The sequence below is a fragment of the bacterium genome (assembly GCA_024226335.1).
Classification (GTDB): domain Bacteria; phylum Myxococcota_A; class UBA9160; order SZUA-336; family SZUA-336; genus JAAELY01.
Genome location: JAAELY010000049.1, coordinates 1 through 17332, shown reverse-complemented (window position 1 = coordinate 17332; position 17332 = coordinate 1). Strand labels below are relative to the sequence as shown.

General features: G+C 62.1%; 15 protein-coding genes. 11 read left to right on the top strand and 4 right to left on the bottom strand.

Annotation, left to right across the window (positions count from 1 at the left end):
• Positions 1-150 precede the first annotated feature (150 nt).
• Positions 151-672: a hypothetical protein gene (locus GY725_02275; protein ID MCP4003001.1), complete on the bottom strand. Its 522-nt coding sequence runs from the start codon at positions 670-672 to the stop codon at positions 151-153.
• Between the two features lie 20 nt (positions 673-692).
• Positions 693-2696 carry a hypothetical protein gene (locus tag GY725_02270; protein ID MCP4003000.1) on the bottom strand — a complete coding sequence of 668 codons (2004 nt, stop codon included), beginning with the start codon at positions 2694-2696 and terminating at the stop codon, positions 693-695.
• A gap of 317 nt (positions 2697-3013) precedes the next feature.
• Here GY725_02270 and GY725_02265 point away from each other — a divergent pair, with 317 nt between their 5' ends.
• The 3 genes from GY725_02265 (at position 3014) to GY725_02255 (ending at position 5592) form a co-directional block, all read left to right on the top strand.
• Entirely contained in the window at positions 3014-3691 is a 678-nt protein-coding gene (locus tag GY725_02265; protein ID MCP4002999.1) for a hypothetical protein, read from the top strand.
• Between the two features lie 5 nt (positions 3692-3696).
• Positions 3697-4179, top strand: a complete 483-nt coding sequence (locus GY725_02260) for a GNAT family N-acetyltransferase (protein ID MCP4002998.1) — start codon at positions 3697-3699, stop codon at positions 4177-4179.
• 117 nt (positions 4180-4296) lie between these two features.
• Positions 4297-5592: an aminotransferase class I/II-fold pyridoxal phosphate-dependent enzyme gene (locus tag GY725_02255; protein MCP4002997.1), complete on the top strand. Its 1296-nt coding sequence runs from the start codon at positions 4297-4299 to the stop codon at positions 5590-5592.
• A gap of 32 nt (positions 5593-5624) precedes the next feature.
• Here the strand turns inward: GY725_02255 and GY725_02250 are convergent, their stop codons facing one another.
• Positions 5625-6998, bottom strand: coding sequence for a hypothetical protein (locus GY725_02250; GenBank protein MCP4002996.1), 1374 nt, complete (start codon positions 6996-6998; stop codon positions 5625-5627).
• 248 nt (positions 6999-7246) lie between these two features.
• Here GY725_02250 and GY725_02245 point away from each other — a divergent pair, with 248 nt between their 5' ends.
• On the top strand, positions 7247-8602 hold the full coding sequence (locus tag GY725_02245) for a M23 family metallopeptidase (protein MCP4002995.1): 1356 nt from the start codon (positions 7247-7249) through the stop codon (positions 8600-8602).
• On the opposite strand, the gene GY725_02240 is transcribed toward GY725_02245, so the two are convergent.
• Positions 8595-9968 carry a dicarboxylate/amino acid:cation symporter gene (locus GY725_02240; protein ID MCP4002994.1) on the bottom strand — a complete coding sequence of 458 codons (1374 nt, stop codon included), beginning with the start codon at positions 9966-9968 and terminating at the stop codon, positions 8595-8597. The genes GY725_02245 and GY725_02240 overlap by 8 nt on opposite strands.
• A 43-nt stretch (positions 9969-10011) precedes the next feature.
• On the opposite strand from GY725_02240, the gene GY725_02235 reads away from it, so the two are divergent.
• From GY725_02235 to GY725_02205, 7 genes are all read left to right on the top strand, one after another.
• Complete coding sequence (locus GY725_02235; GenBank protein MCP4002993.1) at positions 10012-10437, top strand: hypothetical protein; 426 nt, start codon at positions 10012-10014, stop codon at positions 10435-10437.
• Positions 10434-11003 (top strand): DUF84 family protein, encoded by a 570-nt coding sequence (locus GY725_02230; GenBank protein MCP4002992.1) that lies wholly within the window; start codon positions 10434-10436, stop codon positions 11001-11003. The genes GY725_02235 and GY725_02230 overlap by 4 nt, the downstream gene beginning before the upstream one ends.
• Positions 11000-12376, top strand: a complete 1377-nt coding sequence (locus GY725_02225) for a glutamate--cysteine ligase (GenBank protein MCP4002991.1) — start codon at positions 11000-11002, stop codon at positions 12374-12376. Before GY725_02230 ends, GY725_02225 begins: the two co-directional genes overlap by 4 nt.
• Before the next feature lie 234 nt (positions 12377-12610).
• Positions 12611-13129 (top strand): BON domain-containing protein, encoded by a 519-nt coding sequence (locus tag GY725_02220; GenBank protein MCP4002990.1) that lies wholly within the window; start codon positions 12611-12613, stop codon positions 13127-13129.
• Positions 13130-13290: 161 nt separating this feature from the next.
• A complete protein-coding gene (gene lon, locus GY725_02215; GenBank protein MCP4002989.1) occupies positions 13291-15621 on the top strand; it encodes an endopeptidase La in 2331 nt (776 codons plus the stop codon).
• Positions 15614-16750 carry a hypothetical protein gene (locus tag GY725_02210; GenBank protein MCP4002988.1) on the top strand — a complete coding sequence of 379 codons (1137 nt, stop codon included), beginning with the start codon at positions 15614-15616 and terminating at the stop codon, positions 16748-16750. Before lon ends, GY725_02210 begins: the two co-directional genes overlap by 8 nt.
• Before the next feature lie 43 nt (positions 16751-16793).
• Positions 16794-17195 (top strand): hypothetical protein, encoded by a 402-nt coding sequence (locus GY725_02205; protein ID MCP4002987.1) that lies wholly within the window; start codon positions 16794-16796, stop codon positions 17193-17195.
• The last annotated feature ends 137 nt before the right edge of the window (positions 17196-17332 follow it).

Here is a 17332-nt window from a genome sequence, read left to right as displayed (position 1 = left end):
GAGGGTTAGAAGGTAGCGCGTTCCGTCAAACGCAACCGGTACGGGGTGCCGCCCTGTACCTCGAACTCTCCTACCCCCCAGCAGAAAGTTCTGCAGTACCTGGCGGCAACTACCCGTACCTGGGTACGAAGACTAGTCAGTAATGCGACGTTACCGCAAGGGAAATCGTGATGAAGCCTCGATTGAAGTCACGACGTAGTACTCCTCAGAGGAGAGTTCAAAGCGGATGATGTTCAGTTTTGGGATGTTCAAGACGGACCGACCTCCACGTCGACGAATCTCGAGTGCATCTGGTGTTTCGGTGTAATCGATCACTCCGCTGATGCGCTCGACACCCTCTTCGGTCCAGATCTTGAGGCCTCGGTTGAAACGGCGCGCCACGTGCAGATCCACTATGACGCCACGGCACTTGTGGAGTAGCGTCGCCGCTCGGTTCGGGTCGGCGCATTCGTTGTAGGGATCCCGCGGCGCTCTGACGCGAGCGGCCTTCAGAATCCGCAGGAGTCGCCCAACGCCGTTGACCGCGATCATTTCACCCTTCGGGGCCAGGACGATTCGGTCTTCGATTTCGTTGGGAGATCCGCGCCTGGGCGCATAGCGGACAACCACGGCATCGCCGTCGACATCGACGCCGATCACAGTTGCAGCGAGCTTCTTTGCAGCGGCTCCCAAGAGAGCGCACGCTAGCGCAGTTAGCCGCCGAGTTCGACGAGGATCAGGTTGTCTTGAGCACCTGACGCATCTACGGCGAAGCGTCCGCCGCTGCGTTCGATCAACTCCCGCGCCAGCATGACCTCGATCGGGATCCGGGGTTCTGGCCCGTCATCTGGTCCGACCAGAACTTCTTCCGGGCTGTGGAATCGAATCAGCAGCCGGTGCCGTCCGGCCCTGTCGTTCGCAGCGGGCAGGAACTTGCTGCCCACGTAGAGATCGCCGCGCGCTGGAACCATACGCAATGCACGGCTCAGCAAACTGCCGATTGCAAAGCGGACTTGAGTCTCGTCGCCGCGCGTCTGGGGTGCGTCATGATCGAGTTCTCGAAGCACGACCAGGGCTTTGGAGCGCACGGTTTCGTGATGGGCGTCGAGTTCAGAAGCGACGCTCGCGGCCAGATCAAAGCTCTGCTCCTCCGCGCGGCCGAACTTTGAATACGTTTCGAGTCGCGTCAGGATTTCTTCGAGTCGCCCGAGATCGTTTTCGAACAGGGTTGCCAGCTCTTGCCGGCGACTCGCGTCGTCTGGTTGTTGATCGACCAGATTGGCGCAGGTGCGGATCGCACGCAGCGGCAGGCGGATCTCCTGGGCGAGTGCGGGCATGACCTCGGTCAGTCGAGGAAGCTCCGAAGTGCCGGGTCCTGGGTCCGACGCCGGATCAGTCGCGGCTTCGGGTTCCTCCTCGACCGCTTCCAGGTGCACGGCCCGCAGGGGTTCGACCACGTCGAGTTCGAGATCTTCGTCCCCGGGTTCCAGTTCGATTTCATTGGCCAGAGGGCCGAATTCGGCCTCGTCCAGGTCCGAGAACGTGCTCTCGGTGAGTTCATCCAGGCTCCCGGTTGCAAAATCGGCTTCTGGCGAGTCTTCTTCGGGCGTGACGCGGGCAACCGGAGCGACACCTCGAGGTCCGAGCTGGACATCTTCCGCGCGCACGTTCGAGCCGCTTGCCGCGGAGCAACTCGCGTCGATCACGGACTCGAGTTCCCGCAGATTGCCGGGCCACGCGTAACGCGTCAAAACCGTGAGAGCCTCTGCGTCGAACTCGACCTCGCGACCGCTTCGCTTCGACCAGGCCCGGGCCAGGGAGCGGATGAGCGGTTCCCGGTCCGCGCGGTTGCGGAGTGACGGCAGCTCAACGCGAATCCACGGCAGCCCGCGCAACCCGGGCGCCAACCCGGCCGTCCGCGCCGCCGATGCCAGCCAGCGGATCTGTTCGATGCCCAGAGCGCCGCTGGCGCCCAGGAACTCGGCGATCTCTTCCTGACGCGCGTGATCCGCGCGTTCGAGGCCGGAAAGAAACAACGTGACGCGCTCTCCAACGCTCTCGCCGAGGACTCGGCGTTCGAGTTCGTGGGCAGAGAGATCCGCTGCCGGTAACACGATCAAGCGGTCACGCGCAGGCTCTGCCAGATTGTGGACGTAACGCGCCAGCAGGCCGCGTCGGGTCCCCGGTTCGCCCAGCAGCAAGACCGGGCGCGCTGCGTTGCGCGGATTGACGGCTTGACGCAGAGCCGGAAGATCGAGATCCGCGTACAGAATTTCGACGCGTTCCCCGACCCAGTCGCGTCGTTCCCGCTCGCGCAGCGAGATGGGCAACTCGTTCGTCTGCAGCAAACGTGCGCCGAGGTCGACCAGGTCGTCCGGTTCCAGAGGCCAGCTCGCGAGCGCGATCTTGCGATCGTCGATCAGGCGCCGCGCGGTCTCCCCCGACGGGTGGCTTCCAGGCGGTTCAGCGTAGATCAGTGGTTGGGGCGACCGGCCGAGGTGTGGCACGCCGCGAATGAAGTCCAGCAGACGCTCGAGCCCCGACAGATCACCGCTGGCCGCGTCGACTCCGAGAAGCGCAATCAGGTCCGGCGTCTCCGCACCCCGCCAATGCCCGCGTTCGGGCGGTCCAGTCCAGACCTCGCCGAGCGCGCGGAGGTGGTAGGCGAGGCTGTCCAGCCAAGCTCGATCCTCCGAAACGATCCAGATCGTCGACATTACAGACCATTCTCCAGCGCAAGTCGCAGTTTTCCGGTCTCAGACCGCGCAACATCCGTGCCGCACGCAAACCATCCGCGACCGGTTGCCACGACCCCCCGGAAAAGCTCGAAATCTGCCGGCGGTCGCGAAAAGGCCCGCGGCAGTGCCCAGGAGGAGAAAAGGGGGTTCGTTACCGTACCTGGCGACGAGTTTACACCACAGTTCCTGTGGACGGTGCCTCAATTCCGCGAATCTGCCGCCCGGAGTGCGCGTCTGAGCTTCGCAGTCGGACCTCGCGGTCAGGCCTCGAAGGGGCCGGCTATACTGGAGTCTCAATGACGAAAATCGAATTCAGCCCCATCGGACTTCTGAGCTGGACTCTCGCTCTCCTGCTGGTCGCAGGCCCCGGCCTCGCCAGGGCCGAGGATCTGTCCAAACTCGACCTCACCGGCGACTGGTACGTGCTGGTGCACTACAAGGACAGTCGGTCCGAGGACAAGTCGATCACCAAGTTCAAGGATTTCGCCTGGTCGATCGAGGCCGGTGAGAACAAGCTGACCATCCAGAGCTATCCCTACGTCGTATTCGACAAGGGGTCCGAGGAGCTTCGGCGTTTCGCGATGCGCTCCCATCAAGTCTGGCAACCGGAGGGCGGAGTCCTGGATGCGTTGCGCACGAATCTGGATGTGGCTTCTCGCGCCATGAAATCCAAGAGGCTCAAAGGGAATCACGAGAAGGGCTTTGCATCGCCTCCACCGATGGGTTCGGGTGGGGCCATGACGATGAGTTTCACCCAGATCTGGAAGATCGCCTTTTTGCCGGAGAAAGTGCGCATCCTGGTGACGGACTCGCTCTCGGGCGGGAGCGAAATGCTAGGTGAGATGGAGGAGGCGATCATCTACGAGATCACCGAGAAGACCCCTGAAGGAGATCTGATCGGTCGCTATTCCGAGGACACGAAGCAGGGCAGCCTACGCCTGATTCGGTCCAAGGAGCGCCGGGTCGTCAAGTAGCTCCCATGGGCGAGCACCACCAGATACGCAGGGCTTCTCTCGCAGACCGCACTGAAGTGTTGCGGCTCTGGTTGCAGTTGATCGAGTACCACCGCGCGCTCGGTTCCGATCATCCGCCCGCCTCTGAATTGTTACGGACGTTGAAGTCGGAGATTCAGCGCGGCATTCAGAATCCCGCATGTTTCATCCTGGTGGTCGAGTGTGAGCGACGGATTGACGGTTTTCTCTTCGCCGAATCCGAGATCCCGGGCAACGCCGCCCTGCGCTCGTCGGCGGTTTCCTGGATTCACGAACTCTTCGTGCGCGAGGAGCAGCGTCGGCTGGGTCTGGGCAGCGCACTCGTGGAATACGCTCGGGACTCCCTGAAGGACTTCGACACAGCGGGAATTGCGGTCAGGGTCGAGAGCGCGAATCTCGAGGGTCAGCGGTTCTGGGAACGGCATCGTTTCGTGGAGCGCTCGCGTGTGCTCGAGTTGCCCAGCACCTGAGAGACGCTTCGTGACGCGTTTGCGAGTCCCGGCACCTGCTGGTGCGGGTCGGAACGGCTGGAGAAGGTGGGCCAGTGGGGGCGGGCCTTCCGGCGGGCTGCTAATCTGCTGCGCGCCATGAACCCCCTAGCTACACAACTCAACGAACAGATCCAGTCCGCGTGTCCAACCATGTTTTCGCTGCTCTCGGAGCGCGGACGCGCGCTCTATTTCCCCAAGGGCATCCTCTCGCAATCGGCGGAGGCTCGCGAAAAGGCTCATCGCTTCAACGCGACGATCGGCGAAGCCACTGAAGACCACGGTCCGATGGCGCTCGCTGCGGTGCTCGAACACTACTCGGGCATCAGCCCGGCCGAAGCCGTGCGTTATGCCCCGGCGGCTGGAAAGCCGGAGTTGCGCAAGGCTTGGCGCGAGAAGCTGCTGCGCGAGAATCCCAGTCTGTCAGGGGTTACTTTTGGCACGCCGGTCGTAACCCATGCGATCACCCACGGGCTCTCGCTCGTCGGCGACCTGTTCGTGGATCCCGGTGACCGCATCGTCCTGCCCGACAAACTCTGGGGAAACTACCGCCTCACCTACGAGGTGCGACTCGGCGCAAAGGTGGAGACCTTTCCCACCTACGATGGCAGTGGCTTCAACGTGGCCGGATTGCGCGAAACACTCCTGGCCGGTTCGGGCAAGAGCATTGTGTTGCTCAACTTCCCGAACAATCCGACCGGCTACATGCCGACGCGAGCCGAGGTCGAGGGCATCCGAGATGCGGTCATCGAGGCCGCAACTGCTGGACAGAAGCTGCTCGTGGTTTGTGACGATGCCTATTTCGGTCTGGTTTTCGATGACGCTGCGATTCAGGAGTCGCCGTTCGGATTGCTTTCGAACATCCACGAGAACGTGCTGACCGTGAAGCTCGATGGTGCGACCAAGGAGTTGTTCGTCTGGGGCCTGCGATGCGGTTTCATCACGTTCGCACCGCCGGTGACGGGTGATCCCGAAGCCGCACTCGCCGCACTCGAGAAGAAGGTCATGGGAGCGATTCGCGGTGGGATCAGCAACTGCACACATTCTTCGCAGAGCGTCGTGCTGGCCGCATTGCGATCACCGACGATTGATGCTGAGCGCCGCGAGAAATTCGAGATCCTGAAGGCGCGTGCGCTCGAGGTACGGGAGGTCTCGCTTCGCGAGGCTTACCGCGATAGCTGGGACATCTACCCGTTCAACGCCGGCTACTTCATGTGTGTCGACGTGAAGGGTGTCGACGCCGAGAAGCTGCGCCTCCACTTGCTGGAAAAGTATGGCGTGGGTTTGATCGCAATCGGCGCCAGCGATATTCGCGTAGCGTTTTCGTGTCTGGAGAAGTCCGAGATCGAACCGCTCTTCGATCTTCTGCATCAGGGCATTCAGGAGTTGCAGTAGAAAACGCGCGCTTTCAGCAAAGCGTGTTTCTCTCAGAACAGACGCGTCCGCAGCCGATCGCCAGCCTCGAGCAGACGCTCACAACTATCCGGCGCGAAAAGACTCGATAGCACCTCGTAGTGCTGGTGCGCGCATGGATGCGACAGGTCGTCGGCATGTGGCAGATAACGCAACCATCCGTTGCCGATGCCCACGACGCTTCCGATCGTCGACGGAAGACTGCGCGCCTTCCAGTCGAGTCCGACCCGGGTCGTCGGTTCGACCGGAAGCGCGAGTAGGGCAGCTTCGCCAACCCGCAGCACCTGGATCTCGACATCAAGCCGCCGCTTGCCGCCGACGAAAAAGGGTGCAGATTTGTCTCTCACGTACTCCCGGACTCGAGCGATCCGTTCGCGCGCTTCCCTGACCGGAAGAGTCGCGACCAGGTGATCTGCCGCGTTCCACAGCGATGCCAGACGCGGTACTTCGTCGACGTCCACGCCGAGCAGCGCCGCGATCTCTTTCTTGCGTTCAGTGAATTGCGCGCGTTCTTCGTCGGGTGAAAGATCGCCGAGATGAAGCATGAGCGGCACTTCAGCGGTGGCCGCGTCTACGGGTGCATCGACTGGAACGGCATCGTCGAGCGCGGCCAGCACGCTGTCTGCGACTTCAGCTCCCAAGACGCGGACGCCATCGTGACCGACCCCGATGCTCTGGCCGGAAATCGCGATGTCCATCAACCCCCGCGTGCGGGGATCGATATCGGCGTGTGCACCGAGCAGGAAGGGCGCGATCGCGCCGGTCTCCGATTCGATGCGCGCCGCCGCAAGTCCAGCCCAATCCGGGGAGAGGTCGAGATTGTCGTGCCCGAGAACCGTTCCGTGACAAGCGTGTTGGAACAGGACCGCCATCGGCGCTCCGCGCGCATCGACAACCCTGAGAACCCCAACCTGGGAGTCGACGGGATCATCGGCAACGCGCCGGTTGCGGCCGATCGGGGCCCGGCCGGTCGACCAACCGAAGCGGGCCGGGCGCCGTTTCTGCCAGGCCAGTCGCGCGGCTTCGACGATTCCGTCCATCATCGGAGCCACGTGCTCGGGCAGTTCGCGCCCGGAGTTGAAGTCAGCCAGTCCTGTCTCGGGACCCGAGTGAGTATGGGTGCAGGCGACCAGCACTCTGTGTACGGGAACACGGGTCGACTGCTCGATCTGCCTGCGGAGAAGCTCCGCCTGGCCGGGTCCCATGAGGCAGAGATCGGCAGAAACAATAATGATTCCGGTATGTTGCGGGTCTTCCGGGGAAAGGAAGAGGGCTCGGGTGAAGAGCGGCTGAGCGACGTTTCGGGCCGCCCCCACCCGCGCTCCATAGCCCATCAGCTCCACACCGATCGAAGGTGTGATTTCTTTGCGTGCAACTCCGGCCAGCAAACTACCGACTCAGAAACGGAAAGTGGTCAAGTTGCGTCGCTCTCGCGTAAGAATAACAGGGTACATTTCTCTTGCCTGGCAGGGCACTATAGGCCATCCATTCTGTCTGACCTGGTCAATTCTGGTCGCGAGAAGACGCATTACCGCATTCCACTGCGGCGATGGTGGTGTCTGGTCTGGGTAGACCTGGCCAGGTGGAAACAGAGGGTGCTTTGATCGTTCGTAGAAACACGAGAGAAAATTCTCGCATGGTGGGTGGCCCACTGGCGTGGATTCCGTTGCTCGGGCATCGCCCCGTTTTCCTGGCGGTGGCTTTGGGTGTCTTTGCGTTCTGTGCCCTGTTTTCCTACCTCGTGCTCGACGGTGAGGATCGGGCCGCCGATCCCGCTGCAGCCGCCGCAGGTGAGCCCTTCCGGTCCGAGAATCCGTTGGTCGAACAGATCGCCTTTCCGTCCGAGAATTCGAAACCCCCCGAAGTACCCGTGCGTTCTTCGGAGCTGGACGTCGTGACGGGTCGCGTAACCGCCGGCGGTTCGATCGCCAGCTCGCTGGCCTCCATGGGAGTTCCCGCGGGAACCGTGCACACGATCGCCGAGGCGATGAGACCCGTATTCGATTTCCGCGGAGCGCATGCGGGTGACTTCTTCGCACTGATTCGCGATGACCGCGGCGAGATCATTTCATTCGAGTTTCAACGTGGCCGGCGCAAGATTTACCGGGTCGAAGCCAATTCCGAAGGCATGCTTGCGGCGAGTGAAGCCAAGGTCCCTCTCGAACGACGCGTGGTGCAGCTCGGTGGCGTCATCGATAACTCACTATCGAAGGCAGTCCTCGGCCTGGGTGAGCACTGGAATCTGGTTCAGAGCTTTGCCGACATCTTCGTCTGGGACGTGGACTTCTCTACGCAATCACGACCTGGCGACGAATTCCGACTGGTATTCGAAAAGTTCTACGATCGCGATGGCTTCGTGCGCTACGGGAAGATCCTGGCCGCCGAGTACCGCGCTGCCCAGCGAACTTTCGTGGCCGTGTACTTCGAAGACGATGAAGGTGAGGGGAACTACTACACCCCGGATGGGAACTCCGTTCGGCGACCTTTCCTGCGCGCTCCCGTCCACTACACACGAATCAGTTCTCGATACTCGAAATCCCGACTGCACCCGATCCTGAAGATCCGTCGACCCCACGAAGGCATCGACTACGCCGCACCAACCGGAACGCCGGTTTGGGCCGTAGCCGGTGGCGAGGTCAGTTTCGTAGGCTGGAGTGGGGGCTTCGGCCGCCTGGTGAAGATCCGTCACAACAACGGGTACACCTCGTACTACGGCCACTTGTCGCGTTACGCCAAGGATCTCAAGCGTGGAATGCGTGTGGAGCAGAAGCGTGTGATCGGCTATGTCGGAAAGACCGGTCTGGCGACGGGTCCGCATCTCGACTACCGCTTGAAGTACGCGGGGCGTTTCCAAGACCCGAGCAAGGTCAAGTTCCCGATGGGCGAGCCTATCTCCGTGAAGGCACGAGAGCGTTTCGAGGAAACAAAGCAGTCGCGACTCGCTGAGCTACGCGATGCACAGCCGCCGCTGGTACTCGAAGCGGCTATGTAGCCGCCGCGGGTTCGTCCCGCGCTACGCACAACGCCACGATCGCGTCACCCTCCACGTTTGCCATGGTGCGAACCGTGTCGAGGAAGCGGTCGATCGTCAATAGGAAACCCACGGCTTCGCCGGGTAGACCGACGGACTCCAACACCACGATCACCGTGACCATACCCGCCGACGGGATGCCCGGCGCACCGATGGCCGTCGCCATTGCGACCAGGAAGACCACCAACTGGGCTCCGATGGAAAGCTCGATGCCGTAGATCGTCGCGACGAAAACAGCTGCGATTGCCTCGTAGAGTGCGGTGCCGTCCATGTTTACCGTGGCGCCCAGCGGCAAGACGAAACTCGACACGCGTCGGGGTACGCCAAGGTTCTCTTCCACGCAACGAGTGGTTACAGGCAGGGTGGCGGCGCTCGAACTCGTGGTGAAAGCGACTGCCAGAGCCTCGCGGATCGCGCGCAGCAACTCCAGAGGGCTCACGCCCGTAAACCACCAGGCGACGAGCGGCAGCGTCACCGCCGCGTGAAAGAGCGTGCCGCCGAACACGACCAACGAGAACGCGGCAAGATGTTCGACGATCTGGGCGAGCGGTACTGTGCTGATCAGATGCCCGACCAGGGCAAAGACACCTACCGGCGCCAGGCGTATGAACCAGCCGATGATGTGCATGACCGCGCCATAGAAACCGTCGATGGTGTCGACCGCCGCCCGCCCGCGTTCGCCCATCTGTGCGAGTGCGATGCCGAGCAGGATCGCGACGAAAACGATCGGCAGGATGCGACCATTTGCGAGCGAATCGAACGGATTCGTCAGCACCTGGTACACCGTGGTGAGCAGGAACTCTCCGAGGTCGGGCCCGGCCGCGGACTGTTCCGCGCGCTCCAACACGCTACCGCGGAAGAACTCGCTCTCGAGTAGACCGGAATCCGCACCCGGCTGTACCAGGTTCACCAGGACCAGGCCCGTGATGACGGCCAGGGCCATCGTCAACAGATAGAGCCCCAGCGTGCGGGCACCGATCCGACCCAGTTCCCGAGCACTGCCCATGCTCGCGATGCCGTGCGAAATCGAAAGCAGTATCATCGGTGCGATCAGCATCTTCAGCATGAAGATGAACACTCGCCCCACCGGCTTCATGACGGTGCCTACTTCGAGCAGTTCGCGATTGAAGACGATCAAGCCCAGCGCCACACCGAGGCCTGTACCGATTGCGATCTGCCAGTTCAACGAGATCCGGGCCGAAAGGCAGAAGATCGCGAAGGTCGCGGTGAAGGCGAGGTAGGCGGAGTTCAGCTCGCCCAGGAAAATCAGCACGGCAGTGAGTGCCAAGCCGGCCGCGATCGAAAGGCGCAAAGTGGTTGTGCTCAACGGTGCGGAAGTATAGCAGCCAGATCGTTTACACTAGCGGACAATGCACACAGAAATTTTCGAACAGCTGGCTCGGGAACTCGCGGAGCGAGACGGCGATCTGCCTGCCCGACTGCGGGACACTCGCCAGGCGACAGAACATCTGCGCGAGATCTCCGTGAGCGCGGTTGACGCATTCCGTCGACGTGCCCAGGAGTTAGGCGCGCATCACCTGACGCATCTGGAAGTCTCGCCAGTAATCCCCGACGAAAAGCACGTCGACTGCGTCTCGTTCCGCGTGCAGCGCGGCCGGCTCGCCGTTCAATGTGTGGGGATTGCGGCGGAAAAGGGCAAGGTTCGGCTGGTCGGACCGTTCAAGAAGGGCAAGCCCGAAGGCCCGTGTGCGGATCTTCCGCTGCGCGGCAGCGAGGTCGAAAATGCGCTCGAGGAGCGAATCGTCGCCCTGATCCGAGAGGCTACGGCCGCTTGAGCGACGCTCTTCGCGTGCGCGTCGGCAGTCGGAACCCCGCCAAGCTCTCGGCAGTTCGGCTCGGCTTGGCGGCTTTCTATCCGCGCCTGGAGATCGAATCCGGCGATGCGGAAAGCGGTGTGGACGAGCAACCCATCGGTTTCTCGGAGATTGTCGAGGGAGCCCGGAATCGAGCTCGCCTTAGCTACGCCCGGGGAAACTGCGAACTCGCCGCCGGCATCGAAGACGGACTCGTACCCCTTTCGGAGGTTCCGACGGGGTTCATCAACATCGGTTGCTGTGTGCTATTTGACGGGAAACGCGAAGGGGTCGGCTTCACAGCCGGCTTCGAGTACCCGCCCGATTGCGTCGGTCCGGCGACTCGTTCGCCTCGCAAACCGATCGGGGGCGTGTTCGATGCGAGCTATTCCCCACCCGCCGGGTTCGATGATCCGGGCACGGGAGCGGGCAATATCGGCCGTCTGACCGGAGGCCATCTGACCCGAGCGGAATACGGAGCGCAGGCAGTGACCTGTGCTGCGCTGCGCTTCTTGCACCCAGACCTCTATCCCGAGGTATCGCCATGACCATGACCCGCGAAGACCCGACTCTGGCTCAGCCGCTGGAGAATCCGGATCAACTGCTCGAGTTCTTCCGCCATGGAGAGAAGCCACCGGCCCGTTGGAAGCTCGGAACCGAGCACGAGAAGCTCGGACTCTATTCCGACACCCTGGAGCCGGTTCCCTACGAGGGAGAACGGGGTATCGGCGCTCTTTTCGAAGTGCTGCGTCGTGACCACGGATTCTCGCCGCTACTCGACGAAGGAAAGTTGTTAGGTTTGGAGCGAGACGGAACCAGTATTACGCTGGAACCGGGTGGCCAGCTCGAACTATCGGGTGCGCCGCTGTCGACCCTGCACGAGACGTGCAAGGAGTTCAATGACCACATTGCCCTGCTGAAGCACGTATCAGAACCTTTTCGGATCGTTTGGCTCGGTCTCGGAGTGCGGCCGATCGCGCCGATCGAGCGCACTCCGAAAATGCCGAGAGGTCGCTATGCGATCATGCGCGAGTATCTCGGGAAGCGAGACGAGCTCGGCCTACACATGATGCATGCCACCGCAGGCGTGCAGGCGAACTTCGATTTCGAGTCCGAAGCCGACGCCGCCGACAAGCTGCGCGTCGGCCTTGCCGCGTCCCCGATCTCGACAGCATTGTGGGCGAATTCGAGCATCAGTGAAGGCGAGCCAAACGGCTATGAATCGCAGCGTGCATGGGTGTGGCGCAAGACGGATCCCGATCGCTGCGGATTTCTGCCGTTCGCCTTCGAAAAGGGATGGGGCGAAGGCACGGTGTATTCGCGTTACACCGAGTGGGCACTCGATGTTCCGATGTATTTCATCGTGCGCGAGGGCACGCACCTGCCGACGCGCGGGTTGACGTTTCGGCATTTCATGGCCGAGGGATTCGAAGGTCACTCGGCGATACTCGCCGACTGGAATGTCCACTTGACCACATTGTTTCCCGAAGTTCGACTCAAGCGAGTGATCGAAACACGCGGTACCGATGCCGTACCTCCCGGACTGGTTTGCGCACTGCCGGCGTTCTGGAAGGGTCTGTTCTACGACGCGGGCTCGCTGGCCGCCGCCCGCCAGCGACTGGATAACTGGACTTTCGAAGAAGTCGACGCACTGCACGCGGAGGTGGCGCGAGTTGGACTCAAGGCGCAGGCGCCCGACGGTTTGGTCGCAGCTGTAGCGCGCGAACTCGTCGATATCTCGGCTGCCGGTCTGAAGCGACTGGGCGCAAAGAGTCGCTCCGGAGAGGACGAGAGCCTGTTTCTGGAACCCATCTACGCGATTCTGGACCGTGGAACCAGCCCTGGCAGGAATCTCCTGGATCGCTGGGAGGGTTCCTGGAAGCGGCGGATTGAACTGCTGGTCGAATACGCCCGGTACTGATCCGTCTGAATTGCAGGAGGCCGGAGATCTCCGAGGAATTTCTCTTGTAACAACGCGTAATTGCGCCGTTTGTGTCGGTTGACCCGACACCGGAGACTCGGATAGGCTACACACCGACTGACCCGCTGGCGCAGCACTGCTCAAACTGGGCGTTGCCGGCCGGCATTCCGTTGCAGGAACTAGCCCCCGGCGATCGCCCGGGTGGATTTCGGACAGTATTGGGGAGGAGAAAAAATGACTCGCACCGTTCGCACGATCATGATTTTTGGCCTGGCGGTTTTCGCGCTCAGCTTTGCTTTCGACGCCGCGGCACAGAGCGCTGCTGACGCCAAGCGCACGCTCAAAGTTGGGAAGAAGTTCTACATCGAGCCCGGCATGATGGAAGTCAAGCTCATGGCAATGCGCGGCACACTCATGATGACCGGTAGTGTCGCGAGCGAGGAATTGAAGGCGAAGGCGGAAGAACTCGCCTCCGGCCAGAAGGGCATCAAGGAAGTCCGCAATCGCATCATCGTTCGTCCGCCGGAGGAAGCCAATCCGACCGATGACGAGATCCTGGCCAAGATCGAAAAGGCCATCGAAGACGACGAAGAGCTGATGCGGGCCCGCCGCAAGCTCGAGTTCACCGTCACGGAAAAGAACGTGATGGTCAAAGGCAAGCTCAAGGACTACTCGCAAGCGGGTTCCCTGATCTCTGAGATCCGCAATATTCGCGGGGTCCAGTCGCTGGATTACAAGAAGCTCAAGTACTGAGCATTCGCGTCTAGCAGAAATTCTCGAGGAACCGCCGCTCCGGGCTTCCGGAGCGGCGGTTTCGTGCCTCTGGGGGCTGAACACATCACCAGGGGCCCTTGACCGCGGCCCTTCCGGTCCTAGCCTTGGCCAGTATCGTGAGTGAAAACGGCGACTTCAGCATCGAGATCGGGGGCGAGACCGTCTCCGTCCCCAGGGAACTACCTCTGCTGCCGGTTCGGAATACCGTCGTGTTCCCCGGCGTCACGCTGCCCTTGAATGTCGGCCGCTCTCGCTCTCTGGCGGCGGTTCAGGCGGCGTCGCGTTCGGGCGGTCTACTCGCCGTTCTACCGCAACGCGCAGCCGATACCGAAGAGCCCGATCAGGCGGAGCTGTTCGAGTACGGCACGGTGACCAAGATCATTCACGTCGCCGACACCGGTAACGGCCTTTCGGTGGTCGTCCTCGGCCTTGCGCGCATCCGCGTCGAGGAATTGATCGAGGCCGAAGGCTACCGGGCGGTGAATGTCGACCTTCCCGAAGATATGTTCGATCAGACGCCGGAGGCCGAAGCCGCCCGCCGCACCGTGCAACGACTTGCGCGCGAACTGGTCGAATTGCGGGACGATCTGCCCAACGAAGCGATCGAGGTTCTCGACCGGATCGATGACTCCGCGCGACTCGCCGATCTGATCGCGTTCAATAGCAACCTGCCGCTCGACGAGAAGGTCGAACTGCTCGCGCAACCCGACGTGCTCGCCCGTCTGCGAGTGCTCATGAGCTATCTGGTGCGCGAGATCCGCATCGCGCAGGTCAGCAAGAGCTTTGCGGAACGTGCGGCCGGTGAGATCGACCACGGCCAGCGCAAGAAACTGCTCCGGGAACAACTGCGGAAGATCCGGGAAGAACTCGGCGAGGCCGACGAGCAGGTGGCAGAAGGCGACGAATTGCGCACGCGTCTGGAAGACGCCGAACTACCCGAGGATGTGTACGACGTCGCGGAGCGCGAAGTCAATCGCATGTCGGGCATGCCTTCGCACTCGCCTGAGCGTTCCGTCTCGCGCTCCTATGTGGAGTGGATTCTCGATCTGCCATGGGCAGCCGAGACCGAAGACAACCTCGATCTGCCGCACGCACGTCGGATTCTCGATGAAGATCACTACGGGTTGGAAAACGTCAAGGAACGCGTCCTGGAGTATCTGGCGGTGCGCCACCTCGTCGACGATCCCAAGGGCCCTATCCTGTGCTTCGTTGGACCACCGGGGGTGGGCAAGACCTCTCTGGGCAAGTCCGTCGCGCGAGCGATGGGTCGCAAATTCGTCCGGGCATCGCTGGGTGGCGTGCGCGACGAGGCCGAGATTCGCGGGCATCGCCGCACGTACGTAGGTGCGCTTCCCGGCCGCGTGATTCAGAGCCTGAAGACGGCGGGGACCCGCAATCCCGTATTCATGCTCGATGAGATCGACAAGGTTGGGACCGACTACCGAGGGGATCCGTCCTCTGCGTTGCTCGAAGTACTCGACCCCGAACAGAACGGCACGTTCTCGGACCACTACCTGGATCTGCCATTCGATCTTTCCAAGGTCCTGTTCATTGCGACCGCGAACCGCACCGACACGATTCCACCGCCCCTGCTGGACCGCATGGAGCTGATCGAGTTACCCGGTTACACCGCGCGCGAGAAGCAGCGCATCGCGCGAGACTTCCTCGTGCAGCGTCAGCTCGAAGGCCATGGGCTGGATTCGTCGGACGTGACGCTTTCGGATGAGGTGATCGCCGCGATCATAGATGGCTACACACGGGAAGCCGGTGTTCGCAATCTGGAACGCAATATCGCCGCGCTCGTGCGGAAGTCGGCCCTCAAGATCGCCGAAAACCAAGCTGCCCCCGAGATCACCCCGGATGATCTCGCCAAGCTCCTGGGACCGCCCCCGTTTGAACGCGAGATGGCGGAGCGCTTCGATCGCGCCGGAATTGCCACGGGCATGGTCTGGACGCCGATCGGCGGTGACATCGTCTTCACAGAGTCGGCCCGGATGCAGGGGAAACCCGGCCTCAACCTCACAGGTCAGCTCGGCGACGTGATGCGCGAATCCGCTGAGACGGCCCTCTCCTATCTGCGCAGTAACGCCGAGCAACTCAAGATCGATCCCACTGTATTCGAGAAGAATCAGATCCACATCCACGTTCCTGCGGGCGGTATCAGCAAGGACGGTCCTTCTGCGGGGATTCCGATGCTGATTTCCCTGACCAGCCTGCTCACCGGTCGTCCCGTTCGCGGTGACGTCGCAATGACCGGCGAGATCACACTGCGCGGCCAGGTTCTGCCCGTCGGCGGGATCAAGGGCAAGGTGCTTGCAGCGCATCGCGCGGGTATCAAACACGTGATCATGCCCCGCCGGAACAAGATGGATCTCGAAGAAGTTCCGGCCGAGGTCCGCGAAGCCATAACGTTCTCTTTCGTGGATCATTCGATCGACGCGATCAAAGAGGCCATTCCCCAAGTTGGCTGAAAACCCGCCGATCGTTCCCGCGCCCGGGGTATCGGGTGTGGAGTTGCTGCGGCTGTCGCGTTCCGACCGCGCGGCCGCCAAGCGAAAGCTCCGGGAGTTGTCTCCCGAGGTTCAGGCGGTGGCTTGCATCGAGCTTCGTCCGGCTATGCGCGGCGATTTCCTGATGCTGGTCGACAATCCGGAGAAGGTCGTCCCGCACCTGCCCGAAGCCGAGTTTGCACACACGGTACTGGCGGGTGGTCTCAACGAAAGCGCGTGGCTGCTCGAGATCGCCCGGCCCGAGCAACGGGTTGCGTGTATCGACCTCGATTGCTGGGACCGTTACGACCTGGATCTCGGCAAGTTTCGCGAGTGGGTCGATGCACTCATCGAAGCGGGCCGCGCGACGCTGGCCCGCGCACTCGAGGAATTCGATCTGGCCACCTGGATCCTGATGGTGCACGACGAGTGCGAAATTGTTGTCGTGGGCAAGGAAGACGAGCCTCCAACGGGCTATTTCACTCCGGATGGCGTCGTCTATTTCAGCGCACCCGAGGGTGCGCCCATGCATCGCATGCACGAGCTGACGCAAGCGGCCTGGCAGCACAATCAGCCTCAGTACTGGCGATTGGTCTACGGCTGCCTGTTCGAGACGATCTCCGGTTGTGAAGAGGACTCCCTGCGCTGGCGTACGAACCGGCTCCAGGATCTCGGCTTCCCGGATCGCGAACAAGCAATGCGCGCCTACCGTCCGCTGACGGTTGAACACGTCGAAGAGTGGGCGGTGCCCGACAGCGACGATGCACTGGCACAGAGTTTCGATATGCCGCGACAACTCGACGGAACCCTGATCGCAGAGGCGCTCTCCCGGCTTCCCGAATCACGAGCGGTCGATGTTCTCGGCTACATCCTGGCCGTGGCCAACTCACTCGCAGTTGCCGATGACTTGCCGCTATCTGATCCCGATTCGATTCCCGGCGCGCTCAAGAAGGCGGTTGGCGGTATTGAATCCGGCTTGCGGGCTCTCTCGACAGCCCGCAATCGCGCGCCGCACGAAGTTCTCGACCGGTCTGCGCCCCTGGACCTGTTCCGGGTCGGTGCCAGTCTCGATCCGTCACTTCGCCCGGCGCCGAAATCGACCTCGCAGTAAGATTCTCCCTGGTTCTAGCCGAAAAGAGCTGGAGATCAGCTCAATGACACAGAACCTACCCCTCGACCATGCCCGCCTCCCCGACTGGCTGCACGCCGTGCTGGTGGTCGCATTCGGCGCGGCGACAGTCGCAGGCATTCAGTTCTTTGCGGACACAGGCGCGGGGCGAGTCGATTTGCTGCTGCTCGGCGGCAGCCTGGGGGCGCTGGTGGTCGCGGGTCTCTGGATTACGGCACTCGGCCTACGACGTTCCACAGCCTGGGGGATCGCCCTGTGCTCGGCCATCTTGATCCCGTACCTCAATTTCGTGATCGCCAGCATCTACGTACGCAAATACTGGAGTGAAGGTGGGCGCGCCCCGGCGCTCATCGCGATCGCCGGAATGGTCCTGCAGACTCTCGCTTCCATCAGGCTGCTCTTCGCGAGCCAGCCGCCCGCGATCTAGGGAACCTCTGCACAGGGAGGCTGCGGCTGCGAAGCGCGATGCATCCGCCTGCGCTGCGTCGCGCGACCCTCTGCAGATCTACGGATCTGCGATCGGATCACGCTTCTTGCTCAGGCGGCGACTCCCGCTTCTCGCTC